14 protein-coding genes and 1 pseudogene are annotated in these 12972 nt (G+C 72.8%); 8 read left to right on the forward strand and 7 right to left on the reverse strand.

Annotation, left to right across the window (positions count from 1 at the left end):
* Positions 1-38 precede the first annotated feature (38 nt).
* Together BLW76_RS38835 and BLW76_RS38840 are read left to right on the forward strand one after the other, a co-directional pair.
* Positions 39-572, forward strand: coding sequence for a pyridoxamine 5'-phosphate oxidase family protein (locus BLW76_RS38835; protein WP_244170516.1), 534 nt, complete (start codon positions 39-41; stop codon positions 570-572).
* A gap of 48 nt (positions 573-620) precedes the next feature.
* Complete coding sequence (locus BLW76_RS38840) at positions 621-989, forward strand: STAS domain-containing protein (RefSeq protein ID WP_244170517.1); 369 nt, start codon at positions 621-623, stop codon at positions 987-989.
* Between the two features lie 224 nt (positions 990-1213).
* On the opposite strand, the gene BLW76_RS38845 is transcribed toward BLW76_RS38840, so the two are convergent.
* Positions 1214-1579, reverse strand: a complete 366-nt coding sequence (locus BLW76_RS38845) for a hypothetical protein (protein ID WP_143060767.1) — start codon at positions 1577-1579, stop codon at positions 1214-1216.
* 100 nt (positions 1580-1679) lie between these two features.
* On the opposite strand from BLW76_RS38845, the gene BLW76_RS38850 reads away from it, so the two are divergent.
* Genes BLW76_RS38850 through BLW76_RS38860 form a run of 3 tightly spaced genes read left to right on the forward strand, consistent with a single transcriptional unit; the run spans position 1680 to position 4050 of the window.
* Positions 1680-2480, forward strand: a complete 801-nt coding sequence (locus tag BLW76_RS38850) for an alpha/beta fold hydrolase (RefSeq protein WP_091316930.1) — start codon at positions 1680-1682, stop codon at positions 2478-2480.
* A complete protein-coding gene (locus BLW76_RS38855) occupies positions 2480-3709 on the forward strand; it encodes a PP2C family protein-serine/threonine phosphatase (protein WP_244170519.1) in 1230 nt (409 codons plus the stop codon). The genes BLW76_RS38850 and BLW76_RS38855 overlap by 1 nt, the downstream gene beginning before the upstream one ends.
* Positions 3706-4050 carry an STAS domain-containing protein gene (locus tag BLW76_RS38860; protein ID WP_091316933.1) on the forward strand — a complete coding sequence of 115 codons (345 nt, stop codon included), beginning with the start codon at positions 3706-3708 and terminating at the stop codon, positions 4048-4050. The genes BLW76_RS38855 and BLW76_RS38860 overlap by 4 nt, the downstream gene beginning before the upstream one ends.
* Here BLW76_RS38860 and BLW76_RS38865 read toward each other — a convergent pair.
* Complete coding sequence (locus BLW76_RS38865; RefSeq protein ID WP_091316934.1) at positions 4040-4954, reverse strand: LysR family transcriptional regulator; 915 nt, start codon at positions 4952-4954, stop codon at positions 4040-4042. The genes BLW76_RS38860 and BLW76_RS38865 overlap by 11 nt on opposite strands.
* A 73-nt stretch (positions 4955-5027) precedes the next feature.
* Between BLW76_RS38865 and dapA the strand changes: the two genes are divergently transcribed.
* Positions 5028-5888: a 4-hydroxy-tetrahydrodipicolinate synthase gene (gene dapA / locus BLW76_RS38870; protein WP_091320414.1), complete on the forward strand. Its 861-nt coding sequence runs from the start codon at positions 5028-5030 to the stop codon at positions 5886-5888.
* Here dapA and BLW76_RS38875 read toward each other — a convergent pair.
* Entirely contained in the window at positions 5812-6567 is a 756-nt protein-coding gene (locus BLW76_RS38875; protein ID WP_091320411.1) for a class I SAM-dependent DNA methyltransferase, read from the reverse strand. The genes dapA and BLW76_RS38875 overlap by 77 nt on opposite strands.
* 94 nt (positions 6568-6661) lie before the next feature.
* Here BLW76_RS38875 and BLW76_RS38880 point away from each other — a divergent pair, with 94 nt between their 5' ends.
* Positions 6662-6934 (forward strand): hypothetical protein, encoded by a 273-nt coding sequence (locus BLW76_RS38880; RefSeq protein ID WP_091316936.1) that lies wholly within the window; start codon positions 6662-6664, stop codon positions 6932-6934.
* Between the two features lie 14 nt (positions 6935-6948).
* The gene (gene glmS / locus BLW76_RS38885) at positions 6949-8772 is read left to right on the forward strand and encodes a glutamine--fructose-6-phosphate transaminase (isomerizing) (RefSeq protein WP_091316937.1); all 1824 of its coding nucleotides are present in this window, start codon (positions 6949-6951) and stop codon (positions 8770-8772) included.
* Between the two features lie 4 nt (positions 8773-8776).
* Here glmS and BLW76_RS38890 read toward each other — a convergent pair whose 3' ends face one another.
* From BLW76_RS38890 to BLW76_RS38905, 4 genes and pseudogenes are all read right to left on the reverse strand, one after another.
* Positions 8777-10186, reverse strand: a complete 1410-nt coding sequence (locus BLW76_RS38890; RefSeq protein ID WP_091316939.1) for a BNR repeat-containing protein — start codon at positions 10184-10186, stop codon at positions 8777-8779.
* A gap of 87 nt (positions 10187-10273) precedes the next feature.
* Positions 10274-11455 (reverse strand): NAD(P)/FAD-dependent oxidoreductase, encoded by a 1182-nt coding sequence (locus tag BLW76_RS38895; protein WP_091316940.1) that lies wholly within the window; start codon positions 11453-11455, stop codon positions 10274-10276.
* Positions 11456-11520: 65 nt separating this feature from the next.
* Positions 11521-11652, reverse strand: a pseudogene (locus BLW76_RS38900) (ferredoxin); the annotation flags it as partial.
* Positions 11653-11702: 50 nt separating this feature from the next.
* The gene (locus BLW76_RS38905; RefSeq protein ID WP_167385057.1) at positions 11703-12911 is read right to left on the reverse strand and encodes a cytochrome P450; all 1209 of its coding nucleotides are present in this window, start codon (positions 12909-12911) and stop codon (positions 11703-11705) included.
* Between the last annotated feature and the right edge of the window lie 61 nt (positions 12912-12972).

A 12972-nucleotide genomic window follows, 5' to 3' on the forward strand; every position in this document is an offset into this window, starting at 1 on the left:
CCCTTGCGGACAGCCGGGCTTTCCGATTCACTCCGACCGTGAAACAGCGCGACGAGATCGTCATGTCCGCGGCCGAGATCAGCGCGTTCCTCGACGAGCAGCGCGTCGCGACCCTCGCCACCGTCGGCCCGTCGGGCCAGCCGCACCTGGTCGCGATGTGGTACGCGGTGCTCGACGGTGTGCTGTGGTTCGAAACCAAGGCCAAGTCGCAGAAGGCCGCGAACCTGCGGCGCGACGGCCGCGTCACCGTGCTGGTCGAAACCGGCGACACCTACGACGCGCTGCGCGGGGTCGCCCTCGAAGGCCGCGCCACGATCGTCGACGACCCGGATGCGCTGTGGGCCGTCGGCGTCAACGTCTGGGAGCGGTACACCGGCCCGTACACCGAAGAGGTCCGGCCGATGGTCGAGTTCATGCTCACCAAGCGGGTCGCCGTCCGCCTCGACGTCGAGCGGACGCGGTCGTGGGACCACCGCAAGCTGGGCCTGCCCGCCATGCCGCTCGGCGGCACCACCGCCCCGGCGGCCGATGTTTCGCCGTCACGCGACCGGGGTATCACCGATCCGGAGTGAGCTGTCCGGCGACGGAAAAGGGATCCCACATGCAGACCAGGGGCGATCGTGACCGCTGACGGCAACCGCGTCCGGCCCCAGGACCTCCTGCGCGTGACGGCCCACCACACCGACGGCGCGGTCGTGCTGGCGGTGGCGGGCGAGGTCGACCTGCTCAGCGCCCCGGCGCTCGGCAGCGAGGTCACCGCGGCTCTCGCGGACGCGCCGGATCTGCTGGTGATCGACCTGTCCGAAGTGTCCTTCCTGGCCTCGATCGGCATCACGGTGCTGCTCGAGGCCCGCCGCGAAGCCGGCGCCGGCACGCGGATCCGGGTCGTCGCCCCGGAAGCCGGCGTGGTCCACCGCACCCTCCGGCTGACCGGCCTGCTCGAAGCCCTCGCCGTGACCACCACCCGGGACGAGGCACTCACCGGCTGAGCCGCGGCTCCGGCCTGCCCAACGGCTTCGCCCAGCGGCCACGCCGGTGGTTCCGCACGAGCCGGTTGAAGGCGCCCTGAACCGCCTGCCCAGCGGCGACGCCGGTGGTTCCGCACGTGCCGGTCGAAGGCGCCCTGAACCGCCTGCCCAGCGGCCACGCCGGTGGTTCCGCACGTGCCGGTCGAAGGCGGCCCGGACCGCCCGCCCGGCGGCGACCCTGACCCTCAGCCGTGGCTGGCGGCGAATCCGACCGCCACCCAGCCGTCGCCCTGGCGGCGCAGCTCGAAACCGTAGGCCACCGCGCCCGGATCGTTGCCGTGCAGGGCCTTCACGCTCTCCCACGTGTAGTCGCCCGGCTCGTCCGGGCGGTACGGCGCCGTCCAGTACTGCGGGGTCGTCGAGGCGCCGCAGCTGCGGTGGCCCCAGAACCGGACCGAGCGCGTGCTGTCGGTGAACACCGTGCGGGCCGTGTCGTCGATCGTCCACCAGTCGCGGCAGTCACCGCTGCCCGCCTGCGCGGGCGTGGCGACCAGCACCCCGCCCAGTACCGGAACCGCGACCGCGGCCGCACGAAGACGCCAAGAGCTCATCGAACCCCCCATGTCGATCTTGCCTGCCACCAGAGTACCCGAAATGTCCGGTCCGCTCGCTCAGCCCGCCGTCCCGCCCACCCGGTGGCAGGATGTGCCGGTGAGCATGCGCAGCAGGAACAACGTGACCGTCACCGGCCGGGAAGACGGGTCCACCCTGCTGCTCGCGCACGGCTTCGGCTGTGACCAGAACCTGTGGCGGCTCGTCGTCCCGGAACTCGCGCGGCGGTACCGGGTGGTGCTGTTCGACCACACCGGCGCCGGCCGCTCGGACCTATCCGCCTGGACCCCCGAGCGCTACGGCAGCCTCGACGGTTACGCCGACGACGTCCTGGCGATCTGCCACGAGCTTGACCTGCGGGACGTCGTGCTGGTGGGCCACTCGGTCAGCGCGATGATCGCGGTGCTGGCAGCCAACCGGGAACCGGACCGGTTCGCGAAGCTGGTGCTGCTCACGCCGTCGCCGTGCTACCTCGACGACGGCGGCTACCGCGGCGGGTTCAGCCGGGCCGACATCGACGAGCTGCTCGACTCGCTCGAGTCCAACTACCTGGGCTGGTCGGCGACGATGGCGCCGGTCATCATGGGCAACCCCGAGCGCCCGGAGCTGGGCGCGGAGCTGACGAACAGCTTCTGCCGCACCGATCCCGCGATCGCGCGCGTCTTCGCCAGGGTGACGTTCCTCTCCGACAACCGGGCCGACCTGGCCAAGGTCTCCGTGCCGACGCTGATCCTCGAGTGCGCGAACGACGCCATCGCGCCGCCCGAGGTCGGGCGGTTCACCCACGAGCAGATCGACGGCAGCACGCTGGTGACGCTGCCCGCGACCGGGCACTGCCCGCAGCTGAGCGCGCCGGAGGCGACGGCCACCGCGATCACGGCGTTCGTGAGCGGGCCGTGATGTGCGAGGACCACCCCGGCGCGGGTGGTCGGGAAAGTGCCGCCCCCGAATTCTCGGCCTTGCTGGAGGACAGCGCGGAAGACCTCTACGAGCACGCACCCTGCGGGTACCTCTCGACGCTGCTGGACGGCACGATCGCGAAGATCAACGCCACCCTCCTCGGCTGGCTCGGCTACGCCCGCGACGACGTCGTCGGCCTGCTGCGGTTCGCCGACCTGCTCACCGTCGGCGGCCGGATCTACCACGAGACGCACTTCGCGCCGCTCCTGCGCATGCAGGGCGAGCTGGGCGGCGTCGCCTTCGAGCTGAAGACCGCGGACGGCCGCCGGCTGCCGGTGCTGGTCACCTCGACGGTCAAGACCGGCACCGACGGCCAGGCGCAGCTGATCCGCACGACGATCTTCGACGCCCGCGACCGGCGGGCCTACGAGCAGGAACTGCTGCGGGCGCGCGAAGAAGCCGAGCGCGAACGCGACCGGGTGCAGCGGCTCGCGCGGACCCTGCAGCAGACGCTGCTGCCGCCCGCACTGGCCGAGGTGCCCGGCGTCGAGGTCGCGGCCTACTACCACCCGGCGTCGGCCGACGAGGTCGGCGGCGACTTCTACGACCTGTTCCCGCTCACCGGTGATTCGTGGGGCTTCTTCCTCGGCGACGTCTCGGGGAAAGGCGCCGCCGCGGCCGTGGTCACGTCGCTGGCGCGCTACACCCTGCGCGCCGCCGCGGTGCACGACCCGGACCCGGCCACCGTGCTGGCCCGCCTGAACACCGTGCTGCACCACGAGTACCGCGGCGACGACCCGCGCTACTGCACGGTCGTCCAGGGCCGCATCCGGCCGGACGGCGACGGCGCGGCGGTCACCCTGGCCACCGGCGGCCACCCGCCGGCACTGCTGGTCCGCGCGGACGGCATGACCGAATTCCTGCCCGTACCGGGCGGCCAGCTGGTGGGCGCGCTGCCACGCGCGCGCTTCGCCGCCGCGGACGTCGTGCTGCACCCGGGCGACACGTTGCTGCTGTACACCGACGGGCTGACCGAAGCCCGCACGCAGGGCCGCGTCCGCTACAGCGAAGAGCAGCTGCGCGACTACCTGGCCGGCCTGGCCCCGACGACGGCCCCCGCGGTGATCACGGCGGTGACCGGCCTGCTCGCCGGCTTCGGCGACGGCGTCGAGGACGACACGGCGCTGCTGGCGTTGAGCATCCCACTTCCCGGAGGCGATCGACCGTGACCGGCACCCCGTTCTCCGTCACCACGCGCACCACCGGGGCCGGCTCGGTCGTGACCGTCGCAGGCGAGCTCGACGTGGCGACCGCACCGCGGCTGCGCGCCGGCGTCGAAGGGCTCACCCTGGGGGCCGGGCAGGTGCTGGTGCTCGACCTGGGCGGGGTGACGTTCTGCGACTCCAGCGGCATTTCCGCGCTGATCGCGGCGCACAACGTCGCCGAGGCGGCCGGGGCGGGGGTCGCGCTGGCGGCCGTTCCCGACCGGCTGGGCCGGACCTTCGGGCTCATCGGCCTCGGCGACTTCTTCCCGACCTACCCGAACGCCGAAGACGCCCTCAGGGACTGACGGTCCTCGACGTGGCCGGGGCGCCCAGCTCGGCCAGCACGGCCCGGATCGCCGGGCTCGCCTCCGCGCTCCGCCGCCACACGGCCTGGACCTCCCGCTCCGGCGGCCGGCGCAGCTCCCGCGCCACCAGGCTCTCCCCCAGCGGCGGCCGCGCCAGCCGCGGGATCAGCGCGACCACCTGGCCGGAGGCGACCAGCGACAGCTGCGTCGCGAAGTCGTCGACCAGGTGGCGGACGTCGGGCTGTTCCTGCACGAACAGCCGCCGGAACCACTGGTGGCACACGGTTCCCGGCGGGCTGGTCACCCACGCGTGCCCGGCCAGCGCGGCCTCGTCGAGCGGTGCGTCGAGCCCGGCCAGCGGGTGCGTGCGCGCCACCACCACGTCGCCGACGTCGGTGTGCAGCCACCGCTGCGTCAACGCGGGCGGCACCGGGGCGGGCAGCAGCCCGTCGGCGTCGTGGACGAGGGCGAGGTCGGCCGTTCCCGCGCCGACGCTGTGCAGCGCCTCGGCCGGGTCCTGCTCGGTGAGCTGCACACGCAGCCGCGGGCACCGCGAAGCCAGCCGCGGCATGACCGGCGCGAGCAGGCCGCGGATGGCCGTCGAGAACGCCACCACCCGCAGCGTGCCGCGCGGCGCGCCCTCCGCCACCGACTGGGCCGCTTCGGCGCAGCGCTCCAGCGCCTGGAACACCTCGGGCGCCGCGTCGGCGATGGCCTGCCCGGCCGGGGTCAGCACCACCCCGCGGCCCGCCGGCGCGAGCACCGGCACCCCGACCTGCCGTTCGAGCCGCTTGATCTGCTGCGACACGGCGGACGCGGTGAACCCGAGCTCCTCGGCGGCCCGCGCCAGCGTGCCGAGCGCCGCCACCGCCCGCAACGCCCGCAGCGCCCCGACCTCGATCATGAAGCCAGGCTACGCAATATCGGCAAAAAAGCGTCGCTGGACCACACCAGTCGGCCCCGGCATGGTCGAGGGCATGACCGAATTCGGCGTCAACCTCGTCGCGATGGTGACCCCCATGCAGCCCGGCGGCGGGCTCTGCGCATCCGGCCGCACCCGGCTCGTCGACCACCTCCTGGCCACCGGGTGCGACGGCCTCGTCGTCGGCGGGACCACCGGCGAGTCACCCACGCTCTCCGACGCCGAGTCCGCCGGCCTCGTCCGGGCCGTGGCGGACCAGGTGGGGAACCGGGCGCGCGTGATCGCCGGTGTCGGCACGTACGACACGGCCGCGAGCATCCGCCGCGCCCGCGAAGCCGAGGCGGCGGGCGCCGACGCGCTGCTGCTCGTGTGCCCCTACTACTCGCGCCCGACGCAGGCGGGTGTGCTCGCCCACTGCCTCGCCGTGGCGGACGCGACCGAGCTGCCGGTGATGCTCTACGACGTCCCGGCGCGCACCGGGGTCGCGATGGCACCGTCCACTTTGGCCGAACTGGCGGCGCACCCGCGGATCCGCGCGGTCAAGGACGCGAAGGGCGACCTGTTCGAGGCGATGACGGTCATGTCCCGGACGTCACTGGCGTACTACTGCGGCATCGACGAGCTCAACCTGCCGTACCTGGCGTGCGGCGCGACGGGCCTGGTCAGCGTCGTGGCCAACGTGGCGGCCGACCGCACGGCCGACCTGATCCGCACGGTCCGCGACGGCGACCTGGTCAAGGCGAGGGCCATCCAGGACGCCCTCGGCCCGCTGACGGACCGCATCATGCGCGCCGGGCCGGGCGCGGTGCACGCCAAGGCCGCGCTGGCCGAGCTCGGGGTCATTCCGCACGCGAGCGTGCGCCTTCCGCTGGTGGAAGCCGGTACACCGACACGTGCGACCGCGACTCCGCCGTGAACTCCCCGCCCGTCCAGTCCGCGTGCCGGGACTCCGGCTCGAACCCGGCCAGCCGGCCCATCAGGTCGAGCTCGGCCGGCCAGACGTAGCGCTGCGGGCAGCGGCTCAGCCGCGCCTCCCGCCCCGAACCGAACGTGAAGTGGTGGGACACCAGGTGCTGGCGCACGGTGTCGTAGGTGTCCACCCCGAGAGCCCCATCGCCGGTGCCGAACACCAGCGCGTCCTGTCCCGGCGGGAGCCGCCGCAGCTCGGGGACGCCCAGCTCGATCACGAACCGGCCGCCTGGCTCCAGGTGGCGGGCGGCGTTGCGGAAGCACTCCACCTGCTCGTCCTGGGTGAGCAGGTTCCCGATCGTGTTGTAGACCAGGTAGACCAGCGAAAACCGGCCCTCGACCCGGGTGGTCGCCATGTCGCCGGCGACCACCGGGATCGCCGCCTTCGCCCGCAGCCGGTCGAGCATCGGCTCGGACAGCTCGATGCCGGTCACGGGCACCCCGCGCTCGGCGAGCGGGATCGCCACCCGGCCGGTGCCGATCGCGAACTCCAGGGCCCGGCCACCCCCGGCCAGCTCGGCCAGCCGCGTCACCATCGGCGCCACCACTTCCGGCGCGAACACGCCCGCACCGGGGGTGTCGTAGCGTTCGGCGGCCTCGGCGTCCCAAATTTCGTCCTGTCGCACGCCCTCCACCATCGTAGGCCACCCCTAACCTTGTCCAACCCTTAAACTTGCCCGATTTCGGGCAAGAATTTGGGCCTCGGACACCCCGCAGGGCATGATGGCTCGCGTGGAGGACACCGACATCGTCGAGCGCGTGGCCGCGTCCACCGGGCTGCCGCCCGGGGTCGCCGCCCGGGTCGTCGACGACGTCCTGGCCTTCTACCGGACTCCCACCGAGGACTACGTGCGCCGCCGGCACGCCGAGCTGCAGGCACAGGGCCGGAAGAACCCCGAAATCTTCCCCCTGATCGCCGCCGAGCTCCGCGGGCGGCTGGTGGCCGCGCCCGTCCTCTCCGAGCGGCAGCTGCGCCGCCTCGTCTACGGCTAGGAAGAGGTCTCCCCATGTGCGGAATCGTCGGCTACATCGGCGGCCAGAACGCCGCCCCCATCCTGCTCGAGGGCCTGACCCGGCTCGAGTACCGCGGCTACGACTCCGCCGGCATCGCCGTCCTCGGCGCGAAGGGCGCCCCCCAGGTCCACCGGGTCGTCGGCCGGGTGCGCAACCTCGCCGCCGCGCTGCCGAAACGACTCGCCGGCAAGGTGGGCATCGGGCACACGCGCTGGGCCACGCACGGCCCCGCGTCGGAGGCCAACGCGCACCCGCACACCTCCGAGGACGGCCGGATCTGCGTCGTCCACAACGGCATCATCGACAACGCCGACACGCTGCGCGCCCAGCTCGCCGACGCCGGCGTCACCCTCACCTCCGAGACCGACACCGAGGTCCTCGCCCACCTGATCGCGCGCTCGGCCGCCGAAACCCTCGAAGACGCCGTCGTCGAGGCGGTCTCGCGGGTCACCGGCACGTACGCGATCGCCGTCACCGACAGCGCGCACCCGGACCGCCTGGTCATCGCCCGCAACGGCTCGCCGCTGATCATCGGCGTCGGCGAGCGGGAGATGTTCGTCGCCAGCGACCTCGCCGCGCTCGTCCGGCACACCTCGCAGGTCGCGCACCTCGACGACGGCGAGTTCGCGACGGTCTTCGCCACCGGCTACCGCACCTTCACCGTCGACGAGAGCGACACCACCAAGCCGGCCACCGAGATCGACATCGACGCCGAGGACCTCGACCTCGGCGGCTACCCGCACTACATGGCCAAGGAGATCCAGGAACAGCCCGAATGCGTCGAGCGGATCATCCGCGGCCGGCTCGACGACCGGTTCGGCGTCGCCCGCCTCGACGGGCTCAACCTGACGCCGCGCGAGCTGCGCGGGTTCGCCCGCGTGAAGATCCTCGGCTGCGGCTCCGCCTACTACGTCGGCCAGATCGGCGCGACGATGATCGAGGAGCTGGCCCGGATCCCGGCCGACGCCGAAGCCGCGTCGGAGTTCCGCTACCGCAACCCGATCATCGAGGCCGACACGCTCTACATCGCGGTCAGCCAGTCGGGCGAGACGATCGACACCGCCTTCGCCGTCGAGGAGATCAAGCGCAAGGGCGGCCGGGTCGTCGGCCTGGTCAACGTCGTCGGCTCGACGATCGCCCGCGCCTGCGAAGGCGGCGTCTACCTGCACGCCGGCCCGGAGATCGCGGTCGCCTCGACCAAGGCGCTGACCAACATGGCCGTCGGGTTCGCGCTGATCGCGCTGGCGCTGGGCCGGGTGCGCGACCTGTCCAACGCGGACGGTCAGCGGATCATCGACGCGATCCGCGCGCTGCCGGGCCAGATCAAGTCCATTCTGGACTTCGAGCCCGAGATCGCCGAGCACGCGAAGACCGTCGCCGCCGCGAAGAGCCTGTTCTTCGTCGGCCGCGTCCGCGGCTACCCGGTGGCCCGCGAGGGCGCGCAGAAGTTCAAGGAGATCTCCTACCGGCACGCCGAGGCGTACCAGACCTCCGAGCTCAAGCACGGCCCGCTCGCCCTGATCGACGAGTCGCTCCCGACGGTCGCCGTGGTGCCCTCGGACGAGCTGACCGAGCGCAACCTGGCCGCGGTCCAGCAGATCAAGGCCCGCGGCGGCGCGGTGCTGGCCGTCACCCACGAGAACGTCGACTTCGGCGAGCTCGACGTCCCGCGGATCGTGGTGCCCAAGACCGAGCCGGAGCTCGACCCGATCCTGCTCACCATCCCGCTGCAGCTGCTCGCCTACCACGCGGCGCTGACCCTGGGCTACGACATCGACAAGCCGCGGAACCTGGCGAAGTCCGTCACCGTCGAGTAGGGCTTCAGCCCAGGCGGAAGTCGGCCACCCGGATCGGCGAAGGCGTCGTCCCGCTCGAGGTCTGCTGGTACATCACGGAGATCACGCCGTCGGCGGCCAGCCGCGAGTCGTCGACGTCGACCTCGCCGAACGCGTTCAGGTCCGGGCTGTACACGGTCTTCCAGTCGGTCCAGCCGCTCGCCCTGGTCGCCGCGACGATCCGCCCGTACGGCATCACGAGGTAGGCGTTGTCGCCCCGGTCGAAGACGAGTTTCGTGCGCTGGCTGGACTCCGGGGCGACCGGCACCTCGCGCTTGGTCCAGGTGCCGTCGGCCGCCCGGCTGAGGAAGAAGGTGCGGCCGTACTGCCTGCGCTGCGCGGCGTAGTTCGTGACGCACTGGGTGAACCGGCCGGGCACGTAGCTGATCACGGCGTGCGGCTGCCCGGCGGAGTCGACGGCCTGGCTTTCCTGGTTCATCAGCGCGTGGTCGACGCCGAGCGGGTCGACGACCGTGCCCGGCGAGGACACGGACACCGGCGTGCCGCCCGTCGTCCCGACGACCGCGCCGGCGTTGTTGCGCCACGTCCGGCCGCGGTCGTCGCTGTAGGCGTAACCGGTGTCGTGGTTGGCCAGCCCGCCGGAGTTGCACAGCACCCCGGTGTTGCCTTCGCGCCAGGTGAAGGTCGTGTGCAGCCGCCCGCCGGGCCCGTAGGTGATGCCGTGCAGGTACATGTTGCGCGTGGTGCTGGTGACGCCGTTCGCCGTCCAGGAACCGGTCGCCGACGACCACTTCCCCAGCTTGCGCCAGCTGCCGCCGCTGTACTCCGCGAGCTCGTTGGTGCCGTTGCCGGAGCCGCCGGTGCGGTAGCTCAGCTGCAGCTTCCGCTCCGGCGTCACGACGAACTGCGGGTAGGTGATCGCCCCGAGGTCGACGCCGTCCAGCGTGCGCTGCACCCCGCCGAACGCCGACGCCGTCCAGTCGTGCGACGCGGGCGCGGACAGCAGCCCGGCCACCGACTCGACGTAGTAGACCTGGTTGTTGTGGGTGTCCATGGCCACGTGCAGCCGGCCGTCGTCGGGCGAGACGCCCATCGAGATGACGTTGTGCGAGTCGTCGACGGTCAGCTTGTGCGGCAGTTTCACGGTCTGCCACGCCCCCGCGCCACCGGCCCGCCGGGCGACCACGGCACTGCGGTCGGCGGTGTACCAGGTGGCGTACTGGTAGCCCGCGTAGCTGAAGATGCCGCTCTGCTGGAAGGAGTCGTTGTTCACCAGCCCGTCGTAGGAGACGAAGTACAGCGCGGTCGCGTCGAGCCGGGTATCGGCGATCTTGACCACGGACACGGCGGCTTCGGCGGGCGCGGCGGGCACCAGCGGCACCGCCGCGGCCACCAGCACGCCGAGGATCCGAGAAAGCGCTCTCTTCGTGGCCATGGCCGTCCCTTTCCGCGTGTTAACGTGAACAAGGATCGGCCCCCGCCCGACCGCCGTCAACCGACGGATGGCGGGTTTCGCATTCCGCTAGGGCCGCCCGGCGAGGACAGCTCCGGCGATGTCCTGGCGGCGCAGCCGGGCCTGCTTGGGCATGTTCCAGCCGAGCACGCCGGTGACGGCACCCCCGCGGCGGTACTGCGCCACGAACCGGCCCTCACGCGGGTCGCCCTCCACAATGGACACCTCAGCGTCGGCGGACAGCGTTCCGTGCACGTGGATCCGGGCGTCGAACTGGTTGGTCCAGAAGTACGGCACCGGCGTGTACGGGCGGTCCTCGTCGAGGATGTTCCCCGCGACGGCGACCGCCTGCTCGGTGGCGTTGGTCCGGTTTTCCAGCCGCAGCAGCGCGTCGAGGCCTTCGTGGTGCCAGCGGGCGACGTCGCCCGCCGCGTAGATCCCGTCCGCCGCGCGGCAGCGGGAGTCGCAGACGACGCCGTTGTCGCACAGCACCCCGCTGCCCGCGAGCCACTCGGTCGCCGGGGCAGCGCCGAAGGCGACCACGACGACGTTGGCCGGCAGCACCTCGCCGGTCGCCAGGCACACCCCGGTGACGCGGCCGTCCTCCGCGGCGAGCCCGGTGACCGCGGAGCCGAGCCGCAGGTCGACACCCCGGCTCGCGTGCAGTTCGGCGAGCAGCCCGGCGGCCAGTGGCCCGAACTGGTAGGCCAGCGGCGCGGGCTGGGGACCGGCCAGGGTGACCGGCACGCCCGCCGCGCACACGGTCGCGGCGATCTCCGCGCCGAGCACGCCGTCCCCGACCACGACCACCCGCCTGTCCGGCGTGAGCTCCGCACGCAGGGCCAGCGCGTCGTCGAGGGTGCGCAGCACGTGGACGCCGCCGAGGCCGTCCTGCCCGGGCAGGGTGCGCGGCCGCAACCCGGTGGCGAGCACGACGGCGTCCGCGGCCAGGGCCCGCCCGGCCGCCGTGTGCACGGTCCGCGCGGCCGCGTCCAGCCGCACCGCCGGGTCGCCGAGCACGAACTCGGTGTCCAAAGCGGACAGTGCCGCGGGCGTCCGCAGCTGCGCCTGCTCGGGTGCCCAGCTGCCGCCGAGCACCTGCTTGGACAGCGGCGGCCGGTCGTAGGGCAGGTGCGCCTCGGCGCCCAGCACGGTCACCCGGCCCGCGTAGCCCTTGCGGCGCAGGGCTTCCACGGTCGCGAGCCCGGCGGCCGAGGCGCCGACGACCAGGACGTCGCCGGGAGTGGTCACGCGTCCTCGCTGACCGAGATCGCGACGCCCGGGCACACGCTCGCCGCCTCGCGGACGGTGGCGTACAGCTCTTCGCCGGGGTGTTCGTCGAGCAGGATGACGATGCCGTCGTCGTCGCGCTGGTCGAACACGTCCGGGGCGAGCATCACGCAGGTGCCCGCTCCGCAGCACTTGGCTTCGTCCACGGTGACCTTCATGGTGGTTCCTTTCGTTCGGATTGCTTCGTGACCGGCGCGAGCCGAGTCCGTCACCAGCGGACGGGCAGTTCCCGCAGGCCGCCGACGGCGAGCCCCTCGATCCGCCGCAGCTCGCCCGCCGGGACCGCCAGCTCCAGCGTCGGCAGCTTGCGCAGCAGCACCTCCAGCACGACCTGCAGCTCGGTGCGGGCCAGCGGCTGCCCGAGGCACGCGTGCGCGCCGGCACCGAAGGCCAGGTGCGGGTTCGGACTGCGGCCCAGGTCCACGCCGGCGGCGTCGGCGAAGACGCCCTCGTCGCGGTTGGCCGCGGCCATGCTGCACATCGCCGTGGTGCCCGCCGGCAGCACCGTGCCGCCGACCTCGAAGTCCTCGGTCAGGTAGCGCGTCATGCCGACACCCGCGTTGGCGTCCGCCCGCAGCGCCTCCTCGACCGCCGTGCGCACCAGCGACGGGTCGGCCAGCAGCCGCTCCCACCGGCTCCGGTCGGCCAGCAGCATCGCCGTCATCTTCGCGATCATGTTCGCGGTGGTCTCGTGCCCGGCGATGAGCAGGCCGATGCCGGTGGCGGCGAGCTTCGCGTCGGACCAGCCGTCGCCGTCGGCGATCAGCGCGCTGAGGATGTCGTCGCCCGGCTCGGCCCGCTTGGCCGCGATGTGCCCGCCCATGTACCGGCCGAACTCCGCCTGCGCCGCGTCGAACTCGGCCTGGGTGTAGCGGGTCATGCTGAGCATGACGTCGGACCAGTGCGCGAACCGGTCGCGGTCGGTGTCCGGCACGCCGAGCATGTCGCAGATGACCCAGACCGGCAGCGGGAAGGCCAGGCCCGCCTTGAGGTCACCGGGCGCGCCCTTCGCGACCATCTCGTCGATGAGCTGCTCGGCCATCGCCGCCATCCCGGGCCGCAGCGCGTTCATCCGCTTGGCGGTGAACCACTTGCCGATCATGCGGCGCCACGTCAGGTGGTCTTCGCCGTGCTGCGGGAGCACGGACGCCATCTCGCTGTTGAACACCCCGCCCGACTCGGTGTCCGCGACCCGGGCCGCGTTGTCGCCCGCGGTCGGCCGGGTGAAGCGCGGGTCGGACAGCACGCTCTTGACGTCGTCGTAGCGGGTGATCAGGGCGGCTTCGTCGCCACTGGCCAGTGCGACGCGCGCGACCGGGCACTTCTCGCGGAACTCGGCCCACTCGGCGGGCGGCTCCAGCGCCGAGGCGGCCTCGAACGGGAAACGCGGCAGCTGGTCGGTGTGGCTTGGCGTCATCACGGGCCTCTCGTTGGTGAATGTCCCCTGTCCCGAGGATGGCGGCCTTCCACGATTAAGT

It is taken from the genome of Amycolatopsis tolypomycina, from assembly GCF_900105945.1.
Taxonomy (GTDB): Bacteria; Actinomycetota; Actinomycetes; order Mycobacteriales; family Pseudonocardiaceae; genus Amycolatopsis; species Amycolatopsis tolypomycina.

Excerpts from the sequence above, each read along its gene's own strand:
- BLW76_RS38845 (WP_143060767.1), bottom strand. The coding sequence starts at position 1,579 with ATGAGCTCTTGGCGTCTTCGTGCGGCCGCGGTCGCGGTTCCGGTACTG.
- BLW76_RS38855 (WP_244170519.1), top strand. The coding sequence starts at position 2,480 with ATGTGCGAGGACCACCCCGGCGCGGGTGGTCGGGAAAGTGCCGCCCCC.
- BLW76_RS38865 (WP_091316934.1), bottom strand. The coding sequence starts at position 4,954 with ATGATCGAGGTCGGGGCGCTGCGGGCGTTGCGGGCGGTGGCGGCGCTC.
- dapA (WP_091320414.1), top strand. The coding sequence starts at position 5,028 with ATGACCGAATTCGGCGTCAACCTCGTCGCGATGGTGACCCCCATGCAG.
- BLW76_RS38880 (WP_091316936.1), top strand. The coding sequence starts at position 6,662 with ATGATGGCTCGCGTGGAGGACACCGACATCGTCGAGCGCGTGGCCGCG.
- glmS (WP_091316937.1), top strand. The coding sequence starts at position 6,949 with ATGTGCGGAATCGTCGGCTACATCGGCGGCCAGAACGCCGCCCCCATC.
- BLW76_RS38890 (WP_091316939.1), bottom strand. The coding sequence starts at position 10,186 with ATGGCCACGAAGAGAGCGCTTTCTCGGATCCTCGGCGTGCTGGTGGCC.
- BLW76_RS38905 (WP_167385057.1), bottom strand. The coding sequence starts at position 12,911 with ATGACGCCAAGCCACACCGACCAGCTGCCGCGTTTCCCGTTCGAGGCC.